The sequence below is a fragment of the Tissierella simiarum genome (assembly GCF_018917865.1).
Classification (GTDB): domain Bacteria; phylum Bacillota; class Clostridia; order Tissierellales; family Tissierellaceae; genus Tissierella_C; species Tissierella_C simiarum.
Window position 1 is genome coordinate 312,722 of sequence record NZ_JAHLPM010000002.1, and the last position, 17,691, is coordinate 330,412.

Below are 17,691 nucleotides of genomic sequence, written 5' to 3' on the forward strand. Positions count from 1 at the left end.
TTTTAAAAAAGTCCAATCTTTTTTCAAAAAGTTCAATCTTTTTTACAATAGTTCAAACTTTTTTATAAACTCACAATAATAACAACTATTTTCCCTACCTTATTCTACCGTTACACTTTTCGCTAAGTTCTTAGGCTTATCAATATCACAGCCTCTTTCTAAAGCTACATAGTACGCTAGTAGCTGTAAAGGTACTACTGCTAAAATTCCTGCTAATTTATCTAATATCTTTGGAATATAGATTACCTTATCTACCGATTTTTCTATTTCTTCATTACCTTCTTTAGCTAAGGCTACTACATATGCTCCCCTAGCTTTTACTTCTTTAATATTACTTAGCATTTTATCAAATAGATTATCTTGAGTAGCCAACGCAATTACAGGAGTATCCTTTTCAATTAAAGCTAAGGTTCCATGTTTAAGTTCTCCTGCTGCCATAGCTTCTGAATGAATATAGGTTACTTCCTTTAACTTAAGAGATCCTTCTCTAGCTACATCATAATCTATACCCCTACCAATAAAGAATAAATTAGTAGATTTACATATATGGTTTGAAACTTCTTTTATATCTTCAACATCTTTAAAAATTTCTTCTACTAGCCCAGAAACCTTTTTTAATTCTTTCAATATGTTCCCTAAAGATTCCTCATCTATAGTTCCTCTTTTAACAGCTATGTCTAAAGCCACTAAAGCTAAGGCTGCTACTTGAGTAGTATAAGCTTTCGTTGATGCTACAGCTATTTCTGGTCCAGCCCAAGTATAAAGGACATGATCTGCTTCTCTGGATACGGAACTTCCTACTACATTGGTTATGGCTATTACCTTAGCATTCCTTTCCTTTCCAAGTCTTAAAGCTGCTAAAGTATCTGCTGTTTCCCCAGATTGGCTTACTACAATCATTAGAGTTCTATCATCTATAAATGGATTACTATATCTAAATTCAGAGGCTACATCAACCATTACAGGAACCTTAGCATACTCTTCAATAAAAGATTTTCCAAGAAGTCCTGCATGGTATGCCGTACCACAAGCAACAATATAAACCTTATCTATATTATTTAGATACTCTCTACTTAAATTAACTTCATCAAGTTTAAGTTTTCCTTCTTTAATGATCCTTGGAGATAAAGTGTCTTTTATAGCCTTTGGCTGTTCATAGATTTCTTTTATCATAAAATGATCATAACCCATTTTTTCAGCAGCTTCTACATCCCAAGTAACTTCATATATTTCCTTTTCTATAGATGTACCATCAGTTTTCATAATATCTATTTTATCTTTAGTAATAACAGCCATTTCTCTATCTTCTAAAATATATACTTTTCTTGTATATTTCAATATAGCAGGAATATCTGAGGCAATAAAGTTTTCTCCGTCTCCTAATCCTATTACTAAAGGACTATCCTTCCTTACTGCAATAAGAGAATCTGGATTATTTTTATCCAATATAGCTAATGCATAAGAACCTTCAACTTTATTTACTACTTTTTTTACTGCCTCTACCATATCGCCATCATAATATAAATCTAATAAATGAGGTAGTACTTCTGTATCCGTTTCTGATAAAAAGTTATATCCTTTTTCTTTAAGTTCATCTTTTAGTCTTGAAAAGTTTTCAATTATACCGTTGTGAACTACTGCTATAGTATGTTCACCATTTAAATGAGGATGTGAATTTATATCTGAAGGTTCTCCATGAGTAGCCCATCTTGTATGTCCGATACCTATAGTCCCTTCTATAGAATTTTTTTCTAGGCTTTCTTTTAATACCTTCAATCTTCCTTTATATTTTCTAACTTCCATTTCATTTTTATTTAGAATAGCAATTCCTGCTGAATCATATCCTCTATATTCTAACTTTTCTAAGCCTTCCATTAATATATTTGCAGCCTTACCTTTTCCGATATATCCAACTATTCCACACATTCTATCACCTTCTATATTAAGTTCTTTACTGCTTAAGCTAATTTTGTATCTATAATTTCTTATAGACTTTGTATAGCTCTAAAGGTGGCAGTTCACCCCATGGCATCCGCCGAATCTTCGATAAACCATGTCCTCGTCAACTCTCTATATGAGTTCTGGCGCTTTTGTTTGTTTTTATTAATAAATTTTCTCTTTCAGATATCACCTCCATCTTATATTTTATCATTAACTCCCTTTAAATGTCATTAAAAATTTAATCTAAACCAATATACAAAGGCTTCTATAGGTATCATCTCCACCTATGAAGCCTTTTATTTAATTACAACATGTTTTATTATCATTTATATTATAAATAGAATTTGTTTTTAAATATTCCATACCTTTTTTATTGATCTTCAATAGATCTTTTTCAAATTCCACATATCCATCCTTAATTAATTGTTCTAAAACAGCCTTCAAAAACTTTTTATTCCATTTGAAATGCTCTATTATATTTTGAGGATTTAATTCTATTTCCTCTCTATCTGTATCTTCATGATTGAATAAATGAATTAATAAGGATAATTCTGCAAATTCATATTTTTGATTCCTTCTTCTTTGTATAATAGTTAGTAGACCTTTCTTTGGGCTAAATATGAATACAATAGCAAATATAACTCCTGTCATCACAGATATGGATCCTGCAATAGATACATCAAGATAGAAGGCCATAAATATGCCTAAGATCCCGCTTAGGATTCCAAATATAACGCTCCATAGAATCATACTTCTCAAATCTTCCATTAGGAAATATGCCGTAGTAGGAGGTACTACAATTAAAGCTACAACCAATATAGTTCCTACAGCATTAAAAGCACCTACAGCTGTAATTGATACTAAACTCATTAAGGAATAATGTATAATTACAGGAGAAATACCCATGACTGCTGCTAAGGAAGCATCGAAAGTAACTATCTTTAATTCCTTGTAAAATAATATGATGTAAATTAAATCTATTAAGAAAACCACTCCCATAACATAGAGGGATTTTGCCCCTAAATCCACTCCGTTTACAATAAATCTATCAAAAGGAGCAAACGCTAACTCTCCCAGCAAGACTGCATCTACATCTAAATGTACGCTTCCTGCATACATACTGATCATTATTATTCCTATACTAAATAAAAAAGGAAAAATAATGCCAATAGAAGAATCTTCACTAACTAAATTAGTTTTCTGCAACATTTCTACTAAAAACACTGTAATAACCCCTGTAAATGCAGCACCAATAATCAATAGAGGAGAAGATAAGTCTTGAGTGATAAAGAAAGCAATCACAATTCCTAATAATATTGTATGACCTATAGCATCGCTCATCATAGCCATCTTTCTTAATATAAGAAAACTACCCACTAATGCACAGGATGCGGCTGTTAAAATTCCTATTACCAATATTTCTACTTGGGCTGTTGTCATTAAATCACCCCTCCCTTTATTTTCTATCTTCTGCTAATAATACATAATTGTTTATATTTTCTTCATTTTTTCTATCCCTAATTATTTTCCAAATTGTACCTCTATTTGGTGCAAATAGAATTGATATAAATGTTATAGCGCTCATAACCACTACAATAATAGGTCCTGTAGGCATCTTAGGAACAAAAAAGCTTATTAAAGTCCCAGTAATTCCAGAAATGGAACCGAATAAAGCAGAAAGTATCATCATTAACCATAACTTATCCGTCCATTGTCTTGCAGCTACTGCTGGAGCAATTATCATGGAGCTCATTAATATTACCCCTACAGTTTGAAGTCCCATTACTATAGACACTACCAATAATCCTGTTAATAAAAAGTCCAACTTTTTAATAGGAAATCCTAAACTGGCACCAAATTCACTATTGAAACACAATAGCTTAAATTCCTTCCATAATAAAGATGTAATAAATACAACTAGTAATCCTACAATAGCCATTATTTTAACATCAAATTTTAATAGGGTAGAAGCCTGCCCGAATAAGAATCTTTCTAACCCTGCTTGATTGGCATTAGGAATTTTTTGAATATAAGTAAGTAATACTAATCCAAGTCCAAAAAAAACTGATAAAACCATTCCCAATGAACTATCGTATTTTATTTTGGAAACATTGGTAATATACATGATTACCGAGCTAGCAATTATTCCTGAGATTAAAGCACCAATAAGGAAAAGAGAAGTTTCCTTAGTGCCTGTAATAAGAAATATTATACATATACCGGGGAGAGCAGCATGGGAAACTGCATCCCCTATTAGACTCTGCTTTCTCAATACTGCATAAGTTCCTAATACTCCACTAATGATTCCAAAAATAGCAGAACCTAATCCTACTGTAATAAGAGTATGGTCTAATAAAATATCATATAAAAAGTTCAAAGTCTTCACCCCTTCCCAACGTTACCATTAAACTTTAATTTCTAGTAATATAAGTTTTTCTAATATTTTCATCAGTAAACACATCTTCTACAGGTCCTACTCCAAGTATTTGCATATTAAGAAGAGTAACCCAGTCAAAATATTTAGGTACAGTTTGTAAATCATGATGTACTACTACTACTGTTTTTCCATTAGAACGTAGGTCTTTCAACAATCCTATAATGGCTTCTTCTGTTTTTGCATCTACTCCTTGAAAAGGTTCATCCATAAAATAAATTTCTGCATCTTGAACTAATGCTCTAGCTAAGAACACCCTTTGCTGCTGCCCACCAGATAATTGGCTAATTTGCCTTTTAGCAAATTCTGTCATCCCTACCTTCTCTATAGCTTCCATAGTAAGTTCTTTATCTATCTTTTCTGGTCTTTTAAACCATCCTAGATTACCATACCTTCCCATCATTACAACATCAAAAACATTTGTAGGAAAGTCCCAATCCACAGAACCCCTTTGAGGTACATACGCTATTCTTTTTAACTCCTTTTCATAAGGATTACCCCAAAAAGATATTCTTCCTGCTACAGGCTTTATTAGATTTAACATAGTTTTAATAAGGGTTGATTTCCCTGCTCCATTGGGACCAACTATTGCCATTAAAGTTCCTGATGGAATTTCTAAGTCAATATCCCATAATACAGGTTTTTTTTCATAGGCTACTGTTAGATCTTCGACTTTTATTATATAATCTTCCATTTTAATACCCCCTATTCAATAAAAGAATTAACTATAGTATCTATATTATGCTTAATAGTCCCCTCATAAGTACCAGCTTCTGTATTCGGTTCTCCTAAAGAATCAGAGAAAAGTTCTCCTCCAATTTCTACATTAAATCCCCTAGCCTTTACTGCTTCCTGTAAAGCTTCAATATTTTTTCTTGGTACAGAAGATTCTATAAATATAGCTGGAATCTTTTTTTCTACAATAAAATCTGCTAATTCTTTAACGTTAGATGTGCCTGCTTCTGAAGCTGTACTTATTCCCTGTAATCCTTTTACTTCAAATTTATATGCTCTTCCAAAATAACTAAACGCATCGTGAGCTGTTACCAGTATTCTTGATTCTTCTGGAATTTTTTCTATTTCATTTACTACATATTGATCAAGATTCTTCAATCTTTCTATGTAGTTTTTAGCGTTTTCTTCATAATAATCTTTATGTTCATTATCTAATTCTATTAAAGATTCTTTTACGGTTTCTACGGCTTTCATCCATAAAGATACATCAAACCAAATATGAGGATCATAATTTCCTTCAAAATCTTCTGATTGAATTAAATCAGAAATATCTATATCTTTAGCTACAGCTACAGTCTTTATATTAGTCTTTTCTAAGTCTTCCAAAAGATCTCCCATTTTACCTTCTAGATGAATCCCATTGTAAAAAATAATGTTAGCATTTTGCATTTTAGTTACATCTCCTGCACTAGCCTTATATAAATGTGGATCAATACCAGGACCCATTAATCCTTGAACTTCTACATGTTCCCCACCTATAGTATTTACTAAATCTGCTATCATAGTGGTAGTAGCAACAACTTTATATTTATTTGAGTATTCTTCTGTATTTTGATTTACATTATTACATCCTGTTAAAATCAGCATAAATAAACTTAATGCTGTGAGAAATCCTACATAGCGTTTCATTCTTTTTTCCCCCTTTGAAATAATAAACGTACTGAGAATGATTATCATTCTCAATTATACTATACCCATATTTTATTGTTTTGTAAAGTCTTTTTTATAATATTCATATACCCTATAAATATGTTCTTAATTTCAGATATAGTAAAAAAGCAAGTAAAGACTCTTATAATTAAGTCCCTACTTGCTTTCTAAATGTTTAAGTATAGTACCGATAGAAAAACACTCTTTGTATAATCCAGTCTATTATTTTTCCATATACTCTATAATACAAATAAAATATATCTATTGTACAATATGTTTTCTAGTCACAATATACTATTATTCTTTTATTATTTACTATTCTCCAAATATGTACTCCTGTATCCCCTGTATCCAACCATATATCACAATCTAATGGTAAATTTAAAAAACTTCTGTAAAGCATAGATATCATCTTTCCATGAGATACTATACATATTTTTTTGTCTTTATCTTCTTGTTGTAAAGTTTCCAATAGATTAGCTAAAAAATATTCTGCCCTATATCTTAAATCCAATAGGGATTCTCCTTCTTCTATTTTCTGAAAATATTTTCTTCCACCTTTAGGCTCTGGATATAAAATATTTGCCTCTTTCCTTAAAAGCCCTGCAATTACTCCATTATCCCATTCCCTCAAATTATCATCATATATAATATTTTGGTTAAATTCTTTTCCTATTATTTCAGCAGTTTCACTAGCTCTTTTTAATGGACTACTATATATTTCATCAGATATATATTTTTCTTTGAGGAATTTAGATACATTTTTAGCTTGTTTTTTCCCTAAATCAGTTAATGGAAAATCTGCTTTCCCCTCATACCTATTCTCAATATCTGCAATAGATTGACCATGTCTTACAATAATTAACTCAATCATATTTTCCCCCCATTTTTATACTTATCCTTATATAATTGTATTCTATATTTATCTTATTTTTCCTTTATTTAATATTTTTTTATTTAAAATATCAAAACCTTAGGCTAAAATCGCCTAAGGTTTTATGTATCACTTATTATTCAGTAACTTCTACTAATAACAATCCTTCTCTAAAAGATCCTCTATACTTATTTTTATTTTCTCTCATTTCATTAAACTCACTAACTGATATCCCCTGAAAATTTAATATAGCATAAATTACTTCCACTAAATCTGCTAATTCTTCTATACTACCACTTTGAATATATTCTTCTAATTCTTCTTTTAATTTATCGTTTAATGCTTTTAATAATTCTTCCCCTTTAATTCTATTAACTACAGCCTTTTTCCCGCTTTCCTCTATAATTTTAGGAATCCTATCTCTAATTAATTTGTTATATTCTATCCCCTTCATATTTATCCCTCTTCCCTTAACATATTTTTAAACCCCTTATGAAATGTACCCCTTTATATATTATATAATAGTTTGTTACTTTTAAGTAAAAATTTAAATTGATCTTATTAATTTTTCTGTAGACAGTATAGATTTCGGTATAGATGCACGTACAGTTTTTTTAGGGTCTACAACTTGACTTATTTTTAAATCTACAGAAAGGCTTGCTAACATATAAGCATTTTCCCACTCTAAGTTAAGACTATGCTTTAAATGATCCACTGCTTGGTTTGTAGCTTCATGAATAGCATGGTCTAGAGTATCTCCAGAAGCAATAATCATAGTAGCTTTATGAGTTTCTAGCAATGGCCATGTAGTTGCTTTTCCTTTTATGACATCTACTTGAAGAATTACTTCACCTGGAACTTCTAATCCAGTGAAGCAGACTTCTCCATCTCCCATTACAGCATGGCAATCTCCTAAAGCTAATAAAGCCCCCTCTTGTCTTACTGGAAAGTATAGTGTTGAACCTTGACATATATCTGTAGTGTCCATATTTCCACCATGCTTCCATGGGCTATCTGTTGCCCATTCTCCATCTTCTTTGGCAGGAGCAACGCCTATAACACCAATCATAGGTCTAGCTTGTATTTTTATACCATCAAAATCACAACAACCATCGTTTATAGAAATTACTCGGATAATAGGCTTTGAAACTTTATTCCCAAGAACGCCTTCTTTCGGTACAACTGCTGCTACTCCCTTTGTTGCTACTTCAATACTCAAAATTTTAACTTTTAATAAATCTCCCGGCTCAGCCCCTTCTACAAAAATAGGTCCTGTTGCAGGATTTAGTCTAGAGTAGTCAATTTCAGTCAATACTTGATCTTCTCTAAATACTTGTTGGAAAAAGCAGTCGTTAGTTATGACTTTAAATATTTCTCCTGGATTTACCCTTTCTACAGCTGGCATTTCAGCCTTAAACTTATATATAACATCATTTCTTTGAATAACTTTCATATAAAACACCTCCTCGTTTAATACTTTAATCTACAATTATAAGATCATATTTAATATATTTGACAAGTATCTATGAAACTCCTTCTTAAAAATTTTATTAATAACCTTGCTTCATCAACAACTCTGCTATTTGAACTGCATTAGTTGCAGCACCTTTTCTAACATTATCTGCTACTATCCATAGGTTAATTCCATTTTCTAGGCTATAATCTCTTCTTATTCTTCCTACAAAAACTTCATCTTTTCCTTCAATTTTTATTGGTGTTGGATATAAATTATTCCAACCATTCCTGTAGCTCCTAAGACAGCTACGTTAATACTTTTCATATTATAACTCCTCCTTTACAGGTCAAATACTTTAGCTAACTTATTAATTAAATCTCCTTTTTGTTCTCCTTCAAAAAAATAGGATAGACTCAACTCTGATGTACTTATCTTTTTATATTTTAATCCACTCTCTTTTACTGCATTTAATATTTGTGCTGTTATTTCTGCTTGGTTTACTCTCCCAGTTCCGACTACGGAAACCCTTGTGGTATCATTGATTTCTATGTTAATCCATTGATCTATAGTAGATACTATCTCTTTTTTTATAGATGGAAAAAGATAAGTATGTTCTCTAGGGCATGTAAAAGAAATATTGGCAGTAGCATCAAATGAATTATTTTCTGCCATCGAAATATCTAAGTTATATCTGCCTACTATTTCAAAAACCTTTGATAAAGTATCTATCCTATTAGGAATATTGTTTATCTTAACTTCTATTTGACTATCATCTATTACTAAAGATGTAACCTTTAATTCTTCCATCATATCCCCTCCTATATTTGTTCCTAACTCCTCATTAAAGCTATGCCCTACATATATGGGCACTTGAAACTTTTTACCTAGAGATAACGCTCTTTTATCTATTACTTTAGCTCCTAATCTAGCCATTTCTAGAGCTATATCATAGCTTATTTTAGATAACTTTTTAGCATCTGAATATATTCTAGGATCAATCGGATATATACCATCTACATCTGTATATATCTCACAGGGACAATTAAGCTTAGCTGCTAGAGCTACAGCTGTAGTATCTGATCCTCCTCTTCCTAAAGTTGTAATATCACCTTCTTGGTTAACACCTTGAAATCCTGCAATAACTACTACTTTTCCATCTAATAAATGATTTTTTATGATATCATCTCTAATATCTAATATACTAGACCTAGTATAATTTCCTTTTGTTTTTATTCCAGCTTGGATTCCTGTTAATGAAATGGCTTCACAGCCTAGTTGGTTTAAAGCCATACATAGTAAAGCTATAGACTGCTGCTCTCCTGTAGATAGCAAAACATCTAGTTCTCTATCACAAGGGGTGGTACATATTTCTTTAGCTAATTGAATAAGATGATTTGTAGTTTTTCCCATAGCAGATACTACGACCACTATATATTGAGTTTCTTTTTTTCTCTTAACAATTTTATTAGCTATTTGACTAATTTTCTTAGGAGTGGATACAGAACTACCCCCATATTTTTGTACAATTATATTAGATTCTAAAAGAGTCAACCTCTCGCCTCCTCTAATTAAACTTCTAACCTTCCGATAAAGTAATTTTCTGTTCTTATGTTAAATTTGCTAATGATATTCTCTATTTCTTTCTTTAATATTTTCTTAGTAATAAAAGCAACATCTTTTTCTTTCGTAATTAATTTATCCGTGATTTCCTTTTCATTAATATATCTGATCATTTTATCTTTTGTATCATTCTCTAAGGTAGTTCTTATATAATATCTTCCTTGAAATAATTTATTAATATTATCTAAGTCATTGCTTTCTAAGGAATAATTTTTGTGATAATTTTTAAGAATTATATCTATTACATCACTTAAAATTGCATTAGCTGTTGGAAAACTACCAGCCCCTTCACCATAAAACCTTAACTCTCCTACTTTATTTCCTACAAAAGAAACTAAGTTGGTAGCATAGTCAACTTTTCCAAAATATGAATTCTTTTTTATGATTACAGGCTCTACTAAAGCATAATATTTATTATCTTTTAAAGTCGCTGTCCCTAATAATTTTATTGTACAATCCATGCTTTTAATATTTTGTATATCTATAGTTTTTATAGAACTAATACCTTGACATAAAATACTTTCTTCCTTCACTCTATCCTTAAATCCTATAGTAGTTAGGATTCTAAGCTTTCTTCTAGTATCATAACCTTCTATATCATCGGTAGGGTCTGCTTCTGCGTATCCCAATTTTTGACTCATCTTTAAGGCTTCTTTAAAATCTAAATCCTCCTCTATCATCTTAGTTAACAGAAAATTTGATGTCCCATTTAATATTCCTTTTATCTCTTGTATATTGTTTAAGTTTGCTTGCTCCTTTAATTGTTTTATTATGGGTATTCCACCTCCTACACTGGCTTCATAGAGAAAAGCTTTATTTTTTTCTCTAGCTAAAAAGGTAAGTTCTTCTAAATGTTTTGCAACTACAGCTTTATTAGCTGTTACAACGTGTTTCCCTCTATTTAGGGCTTCCCTGATATAAACATAAGCTTCTTCTAGTCCTCCCATTACTTCAATAATTATATCTATATCTTGATCCCCTACTATTTCTGAGAAATCTGTAGTTAACTTATCTTCATGGATTCCTATTCTTCTTTTCTTATTCATATCTCTTATTAGAATCTTAGATATGTTTATTTCTGTTCCTATTAGTTTCTGTAGATAATTTTTTCTGTCTTCTATTATTTGAACAATACCTGTTCCCACAGTTCCCAACCCTAATAATCCTATATTCACCATAATTTTCACTCCTAATTTTTATTTATAAAAGATATTCTTTTATCCAATTATCAATTAACAGCTGGGTATGGTGTTTCCATGTATTTCTTGGTTCTTCTTTAGGGTTATCCTGAGGAAAATAATTTTTCGGTATGGAGGGAGATAACCCTTTATTTAAATCTCTTTCATATTCCTCCTTTAAAGTAATTTCGTCATACTCTGGATGACCCATTATGAATATCTGTTGACCATTTTTCTTTGCAACCATATATATTCCAGCTTCTTTTGACTTAGATAATATTTCTAATTCTTTAATTCTATTTATATCTTCTTCTTTAATTTCTAAATATCTAGAATGAGGTGCCATAAATTTTTCATCATAACCTTTAAATAACGGATAGTTTATATCTGTTATCCTATGAGAAAATACACCAAATACCTTTTTCTGTGTTATATGTTTAGATATATTATAGTGATAATATAATCCAGCAGCTGCTCCCCAGCATAGATAAATAGTAGATTTTATCTTTTTACAAGAATAGTCCATTATTTCCTTTAGCTCCGTCCAATATTTAATCTCATCAAAATCTAAAAATTCCAAGGGAGCTCCTGTTATTATCATTCCATCATAATTTGTGTTTTGTACTTCCTCTAACGTTTTGTAACTTTTTCTTAAATAGCCTTCTTCTGTATTCTTTGGCTTATAGGTACTGGTATATAAAAAGTCTACCTTTATATCCATAAAGCTATTTCCTAATAACCTTAATAATTGAACCTCAGCATTCTTTTTAATTGGCATTAAATTGAGTATTAAAACTGTTGGTAAGTTAACAATATTTTCTTTCCAATTTAAATTTATATTTTCTTTAAGTAGCAAATCTATTGCCGAGATATTTGGATTAAGTATTAACCCCATAAAATCACCTATTCAATTCTGTTTCTAAATCGTCTATCATATCCTCAATACCCCTTATACCAACGGAACCCCTTACTATATCTGGTTTCCCTCCATGAATACAAATGATTACTTTTTTCATTTTTCTATTCCTCCTTTTAATATTAAAAATCCCCTTCTCAAAATAAGAAGGGGATAAATATCAAATATGATTTAAACTTCCTCTTCTTATCTTTCAGCTTTCGCTGCAGGAATTAGCACATTTTTTCTAAGATATTTCACTTAGAAACTGTTGCCGGGCTTCATTGGGCCAGTCCCTCCACCTCTCTTGATAAGAAAATATTAAATTTTAGTTAAAATTAAAAAAACCTCCTCAGCTACCGCCAAGAAGGTATATATTTCCTAAAAATCCTTCCTTATCGACGTTAGCAGAACCACCTTACTAAACAAGCAGGCTGGTGTAGGGTCAACGAGCTAACTCTCTACCCTAACTCTTGATAAGCTATTCTATTAAAATATTATTATAACTATAGCACATTATATTTATTTTGTAAACTTATTTTTTAAGTATCTTTATACCATATATCTCTTATTAATTCATCTGGTTTTAATCAGTAACTTAATCTGAGTTTCTAGATTAGGTTATTGTAACGTGAGTAATTTTATCTTATATATTGCATATAAATTAATATATCTTTTGTAATTGGTGAGGTGTTGTCTTGAAAAAAGATAGATTTATTTATGGATCAATCATTATGGTTATTATGAATTTTATTATAGGAATTATAGGATTTATCTATGATATCATATTATCAAAATTCCTGGGAGCAGAAGCAATGGGACTCTTTCAAATGGCTATGTCCATACTTATGATTTTCATAATTATTACAACTTCTGGAATTCCTACAGCATTGATAAAATTTATAGCAGAACAAAATTCACGAAACAATGATTATGCCGTTAACAAGGCTCTTAAAGTTACTATGTTATTTAATTTATTTCTTTCAATTATTCTCAGCTTGATTCTCATTTTATCTGGTAAATTTATTACTCTAAAGATTTTTAAAAATGAAGATATGTTATTTTGTGTATACCTTTTATCTCCAGTTATTATAATTATTTCTCTCAATGCCATTATGAGAGGATATTATTATGGAATGAAAAACATGATAATGCCTAGCATTGGTCAAATCATTGAACATATAATGAAGTTCATAATTGTTTTAGGTTTTCTATATTATGTATATCCTGTTGAACCAGTATATGGGGCTATGATTGCTATTTGTGGTATTAGCATTGGTGAATTATTTGATTTTATTTGGATATCTTCTGCAAAAAAACGAAGAAATCGTAGGCATAGAGGTTCAGAAAATCTTCCCATTAAAAAGATAAATGGAATCACATGTTTAACCCAAATTTTGCTCATAGCTATACCTTTAACAATATCTAACTTTTTTGGTATTCTTCTAAGATTCATGGATACTATATTAATTCCTAATAGACTTATGATTCTAGGTTATACAAATAGTGAAGCCGTTGCAACCTTTGGAAGAATTACGGGTATGACTATGCCCTTAGTACATCTGCCTTTTATTGTTACATCAGCTTTGGTCATTAACCTTATTCCTAGCTTATCTGAGCAAGTTACTTTAAAAAATTATAGAAATATGAAGAGTGATATAATACTTGCAATAAAAGTAACATTACTTATCTCTATTCCATTGACTGTATTGTATGCTTGTTTATCTGAAGACTTAGGACTTATTTTATACCATGATCCAAAGGTTGGTAAGTTTATAAATATTATGGGGTATAGTACAGTATTTTTAGCCTTACAACATACATTCTCCGGTATTCTTCATGGCTTAAATAAGCAGTTTAATGTAACAGTTAATAGATTAATAGGTATGATTCTGCAAATATTGTTTATATATTTTCTTGTAGGTAATCCTAAGTTTGGAATAAACGGTTACTTTATCGGCTTTTTTCTCTCTACATTTATTACTATAGGACTAGATTTTATTGTTTTGAAAAAGATGGTTAAGTTTAAAATGGATTATGTAGATCTTATTGGAAAACCCTTAGCCGCTTCTGCTTTCATGATTTTGTCCATATATATATCTACATATTACTTAAGTAATATTCAGAATAGCAATGCACTGATTTTTACTTCGAGTCTAATAATAGGTGGAATATCCTATATTATTGCTCTTAAAATTACAAAAGCGATTCCAAAAAATCTTCTTAAAAAATTAATTAAATAGATAAAAAGAGTCAAGATTTTTTCTTGACTCTTAAACGTAATTTTATAGCCATCTATCAAACTTTTTAATATAGATTTTTTTAATGATTTGTGTCAATATACAATAAGATAGAAGTATGCCTATTAGCCATGGAAAATAAGATAATGGTAGGGCTTGTAATCCAATGGTATTTCCAAAAGGTGTAAAAGGTATAGCTATGCCTATTACCATTATTACACTTGTAAGAATCATTAAAGGTGTTGCTGCCCTACTTTGAATAAATGGTATTTTTTTAGTTCTAATCATATGAACTATTAAAGTTTGAGATAATAGTCCCTCTACAAACCATCCAGTTTGAAAAAGAGCTTGCATTTCCAGTGTGTTAGCCTTAAATACATACCACATAACTAAATAAGTTACAACATCAAATATGGAACTAATAGGTCCAATATATATCATAAACTTTCCTAAGTCATCTGCGTTCCATTTCTTAGGCATTTCAATATATTCTTCATCCATTGAATCCCAAGGTATAGAAATTTGAGAAATATCATATAGCAGATTTTGAACTAATAAATGGATTGGAAGCATTGGTAAAAAGGGTAAAAATATACTGGCTACTAAAACACTAAATACATTACCAAAGTTTGAGCTGGCTGTCATCTTTACATACTTTACAATGTTTCCAAATATTTTACGTCCTTCTATTACACCCTCTTCAAGAACCATTAAGTTTTTTTCTAAAAGTATAATATCCGCAGATTCTTTAGCAATATCTACACCTGTATCTACAGAAATTCCAACATCTGCTTCTCTAAGAGCTGGTGCATCATTAATTCCATCACCCATATATCCTACAGTATGATCATTATTTTGAAGAACTCTTATAATTTGAGACTTTTGAATAGGAGATAATTTTGCAAAAACAGTAGTTTCTTCAGCAGCTAAAGTTAGTTCCTCTTCTGTCATGGTTTCAACGTCATTTCCAAGCAAAACCTTGTCAACAGGTAATCCAACTTCCTTACATATTTTTTTAGTAACAGTTTCATTATCTCCAGTTAAAATCTTAACCTTTACTCCATGTTCATGCAAAGCTTTAATTGCAGAAGCTGCTGTTTCTTTTGGTGGATCAAGAAATCCAATGTAGCCCATAAGAACCATATTCTTTTCATCTTTTACACTAAAGGTATTCTCATCGGGAATATTATTCTTTTGTGCAACGGCAATTACTCTCATTCCTTCTTTATTTAGCTTTTCTACCATATCCACTACTATATCTTTTATCTCTTCTGTCAATAGTACTACTTCTCCCTTATACTCTGCCCAAGTACAAATAGATAACATTTCTTCAATGGCACCTTTAGTTATTAACTGTCTTTTACCCTCTCCATCTTGTAACACTACGGACATTCTACGTCTTGTAAAATCAAAAGGGATTTCATCAACTTTAGTATATATATCTTTTAAATCATGGAAGTTCTTTTTATCTCCAAATTCTAATATGGCTCTATCCATTAAGTTTCTAAGTCCAGTTTGATAATAACTATTTAGATATGCATGTCTTAAGACTCTATCGTCTTCATTCCCATGAATATCTAAGTGCTTTTCTACTACTATTTTATCTAAAGTTAATGTGCCAGTCTTATCGGTACAAAGTATATCCATTGCTCCAAAGTTTTGAATTGAATCCAATCTTTTCACAACAGTTTTGTGTTTTGACATGGACACAGCGCCTTTGGCTAGATTAGCTGTTACTATCATTGGCAGCATTTCTGGTGTTAACCCTACAGCTATAGATATTCCAAATAGTAAAGCTTCTAGCCAGTCTCCTTTGGTAATACCATTTATGAAAAATACTAAAGGAACCATTATTAGCATGAACTTTATTAATAACCAGCTCACACTATCTACGCCTTTTTCAAAACTAGTCTTAGTTCTTTGTCCTATAAGGGAGGCGGCCATTGAACCAAAATAAGTGTTATCTCCTGTAGCAACAACTACACCTACGGCACTGCCGCTAATTACATCTGTGCCTAATAAGCAAATATTATCTAGATCTGCCACATTAGAATCTTTATTTGAATCTTCCCTTAAATTAGGATACTTCTCAACAAGTTCTGATTCACCAGTTAAAGCTGATTGACTAATGAAAAGATCTTTACATGTAATAATTCTTATATCTGCAGGTATCATATCTCCTGCTGCTAAATGAACTATATCCCCTGGAACAATTTGTAATATATCTATTTCCTTAACTCCTTCTTCTCTACGTGCTACCGCACTAGTAGTTTTTACTAGTGCCTTTAAGCCTTCTGCTGCTCTTCCTGACTTAAATTCTTGGATAAATCGTATCATGCCACTAACTGTCACCATTAAAGTAATAACTATCACTGCTTCCCAGCTTTTTTCTCCAGGAGGTGCAATAATAACATCTGTTATAAGAGATATCATAGCTAAGGCTAATAAAACTATTATAAAAGGATTAATAAAAGCTTTAATAAGTTGAACATACCAAGGAATTGGTTTTTCATTTGCTATCTGATTTAATCCATAGGTATCTATTCTGTTATTTACTTCTTCCTTAGCTATACCTTCAACGTCGGTATTCATTATTTTATATACTTCACTTATATCTTTCTTACTAAGATTATTTAAATTCTTAGTTATAGCATTTGTATCTCTTATATTTATGTTTCTTTTTTTCATCGTAATTCACCCTTTCTAAAAATTGCAATAAGAAACTAAAGGTTAAGTGTTATTTTAACCTTTTTACTAATACTTAATTAAAATCTGGAAAAATTCAAAATAAATATTGTGAATTTACATGAGTAAAGAAACAGTGGAAAGTATTTTTAAGATTAAATAAAGAAATGTATATGCATAATGGAGTGGAATATTTTATTTATTAAATCCCAAAGATTAAGAATGGAATTTGATAAATAAAATATTTTTTTATAACATATACTACCTCCACCGTCCATACTACTACCAGATTCCATTCTTCTCACCTCCATTTTAATAATCTTTTTTCAAAATAAAAAACCTCCGTCAACTTGAACTAGACGAAGGCATAACAACCCATACATCACTCGTTCAAGTTTTGGCTCTGCAAGGCAATGAAGTTGCATTAGATTAAGCCTTCTTTGTTCGGCAAAATCTGCTAACCAGTTGAGAATGTTTCCACTCTTTCACGGCAGCAACCCGTATCCTTGTAGTAACCTCACCTACCGAGGCTATTTAATTTACACTACTATGTTATTCTTAATTACTATAATTGTCAAGCTTATTTATAAAAATATTTTTTCTATGGTTCATTGATAGCAATTTAATTTCTACCATGAATATCTCCTCTATAGTTCTAATATTTACAATAATAACCCTACTTAATAGTATCTTCTTTGGATAA

Annotated in this window: 13 protein-coding genes, 1 pseudogene and 2 riboswitches; of the genes and pseudogenes, 1 reads left to right on the plus strand and 13 read right to left on the minus strand. The window is 30.7% G+C overall.

The window, feature by feature from the left end; all coding sequences use genetic code 11:
- Positions 1-99 precede the first annotated feature (99 nt).
- From glmS to KQI42_RS03745, 12 genes and pseudogenes are all read right to left on the minus strand, one after another.
- A complete protein-coding gene (glmS, locus tag KQI42_RS03690) occupies positions 100-1,926 on the minus strand; it encodes a glutamine--fructose-6-phosphate transaminase (isomerizing) (protein WP_216516848.1) in 1,827 nt (608 codons plus the stop codon).
- Positions 1,927-2,241: 315 nt separating this feature from the next.
- On the minus strand, positions 2,242-3,381 hold the full coding sequence (locus tag KQI42_RS03695; RefSeq protein ID WP_216516850.1) for a metal ABC transporter permease: 1,140 nt from the start codon (positions 3,379-3,381) through the stop codon (positions 2,242-2,244).
- Positions 3,382-3,397: 16 nt separating this feature from the next.
- Positions 3,398-4,318, minus strand: a complete 921-nt coding sequence (locus KQI42_RS03700; RefSeq protein ID WP_216516852.1) for a metal ABC transporter permease — start codon at positions 4,316-4,318, stop codon at positions 3,398-3,400.
- 34 nt (positions 4,319-4,352) lie between these two features.
- A complete protein-coding gene (locus tag KQI42_RS03705) occupies positions 4,353-5,069 on the minus strand; it encodes a metal ABC transporter ATP-binding protein (RefSeq protein WP_216516854.1) in 717 nt (238 codons plus the stop codon).
- Between the two features lie 11 nt (positions 5,070-5,080).
- On the minus strand, positions 5,081-6,019 hold the full coding sequence (locus tag KQI42_RS03710; protein WP_216516856.1) for a metal ABC transporter solute-binding protein, Zn/Mn family: 939 nt from the start codon (positions 6,017-6,019) through the stop codon (positions 5,081-5,083).
- A gap of 301 nt (positions 6,020-6,320) precedes the next feature.
- Positions 6,321-6,914 (minus strand): histidine phosphatase family protein, encoded by a 594-nt coding sequence (locus KQI42_RS03715; protein ID WP_216516858.1) that lies wholly within the window; start codon positions 6,912-6,914, stop codon positions 6,321-6,323.
- Between the two features lie 136 nt (positions 6,915-7,050).
- Positions 7,051-7,368 carry a nucleoside triphosphate pyrophosphohydrolase gene (locus KQI42_RS03720; RefSeq protein WP_216516860.1) on the minus strand — a complete coding sequence of 106 codons (318 nt, stop codon included), beginning with the start codon at positions 7,366-7,368 and terminating at the stop codon, positions 7,051-7,053.
- 93 nt (positions 7,369-7,461) lie between these two features.
- Positions 7,462-8,367: an acetamidase/formamidase family protein gene (locus KQI42_RS03725; protein WP_216516862.1), complete on the minus strand. Its 906-nt coding sequence runs from the start codon at positions 8,365-8,367 to the stop codon at positions 7,462-7,464.
- A 97-nt stretch (positions 8,368-8,464) separates the two neighbouring features.
- Positions 8,465-8,647: pseudogene (locus KQI42_RS03730) on the minus strand (Asd/ArgC dimerization domain-containing protein); the annotation flags it as partial.
- 62 nt (positions 8,648-8,709) lie between these two features.
- The gene (locus tag KQI42_RS03735; protein ID WP_216516864.1) at positions 8,710-9,921 is read right to left on the minus strand and encodes an aspartate kinase; all 1,212 of its coding nucleotides are present in this window, start codon (positions 9,919-9,921) and stop codon (positions 8,710-8,712) included.
- 17 nt (positions 9,922-9,938) lie between these two features.
- Entirely contained in the window at positions 9,939-11,168 is a 1,230-nt protein-coding gene (locus KQI42_RS03740; protein WP_216516866.1) for a homoserine dehydrogenase, read from the minus strand.
- 22 nt (positions 11,169-11,190) lie between these two features.
- On the minus strand, positions 11,191-12,063 hold the full coding sequence (locus KQI42_RS03745; protein WP_216516868.1) for a homoserine O-succinyltransferase: 873 nt from the start codon (positions 12,061-12,063) through the stop codon (positions 11,191-11,193).
- A 204-nt stretch (positions 12,064-12,267) separates the two neighbouring features.
- Positions 12,268-12,380: riboswitch (SAM riboswitch) on the minus strand.
- 381 nt (positions 12,381-12,761) lie between these two features.
- On the opposite strand from KQI42_RS03745, the gene KQI42_RS03750 reads away from it, so the two are divergent.
- Complete coding sequence (locus tag KQI42_RS03750; protein WP_216516870.1) at positions 12,762-14,306, plus strand: putative polysaccharide biosynthesis protein; 1,545 nt, start codon at positions 12,762-12,764, stop codon at positions 14,304-14,306.
- 42 nt (positions 14,307-14,348) lie between these two features.
- Here KQI42_RS03750 and mgtA read toward each other — a convergent pair whose 3' ends face one another.
- The gene (mgtA, locus tag KQI42_RS03755) at positions 14,349-16,991 is read right to left on the minus strand and encodes a magnesium-translocating P-type ATPase (RefSeq protein WP_216516872.1); all 2,643 of its coding nucleotides are present in this window, start codon (positions 16,989-16,991) and stop codon (positions 14,349-14,351) included.
- Between the two features lie 371 nt (positions 16,992-17,362).
- A riboswitch (M-box (ykoK) riboswitch) is annotated at positions 17,363-17,524 on the minus strand.
- Positions 17,525-17,691 lie beyond the last annotated feature (167 nt).

Excerpts from the sequence above, each read along its gene's own strand:
- glmS (WP_216516848.1), bottom strand. The coding sequence starts at position 1,926 with ATGTGTGGAATAGTTGGATATATCGGAAAAGGTAAGGCTGCAAATATA.
- KQI42_RS03695 (WP_216516850.1), bottom strand. The coding sequence starts at position 3,381 with ATGACAACAGCCCAAGTAGAAATATTGGTAATAGGAATTTTAACAGCC.
- KQI42_RS03705 (WP_216516854.1), bottom strand. The coding sequence starts at position 5,069 with ATGGAAGATTATATAATAAAAGTCGAAGATCTAACAGTAGCCTATGAA.
- KQI42_RS03710 (WP_216516856.1), bottom strand. The coding sequence starts at position 6,019 with ATGAAACGCTATGTAGGATTTCTCACAGCATTAAGTTTATTTATGCTG.
- KQI42_RS03715 (WP_216516858.1), bottom strand. The coding sequence starts at position 6,914 with ATGATTGAGTTAATTATTGTAAGACATGGTCAATCTATTGCAGATATT.
- KQI42_RS03720 (WP_216516860.1), bottom strand. The coding sequence starts at position 7,368 with ATGAAGGGGATAGAATATAACAAATTAATTAGAGATAGGATTCCTAAA.
- KQI42_RS03725 (WP_216516862.1), bottom strand. The coding sequence starts at position 8,367 with ATGAAAGTTATTCAAAGAAATGATGTTATATATAAGTTTAAGGCTGAA.
- KQI42_RS03740 (WP_216516866.1), bottom strand. The coding sequence starts at position 11,168 with ATGGTGAATATAGGATTATTAGGGTTGGGAACTGTGGGAACAGGTATT.
- KQI42_RS03745 (WP_216516868.1), bottom strand. The coding sequence starts at position 12,063 with ATGGGGTTAATACTTAATCCAAATATCTCGGCAATAGATTTGCTACTT.
- mgtA (WP_216516872.1), bottom strand. The coding sequence starts at position 16,991 with ATGAAAAAAAGAAACATAAATATAAGAGATACAAATGCTATAACTAAG.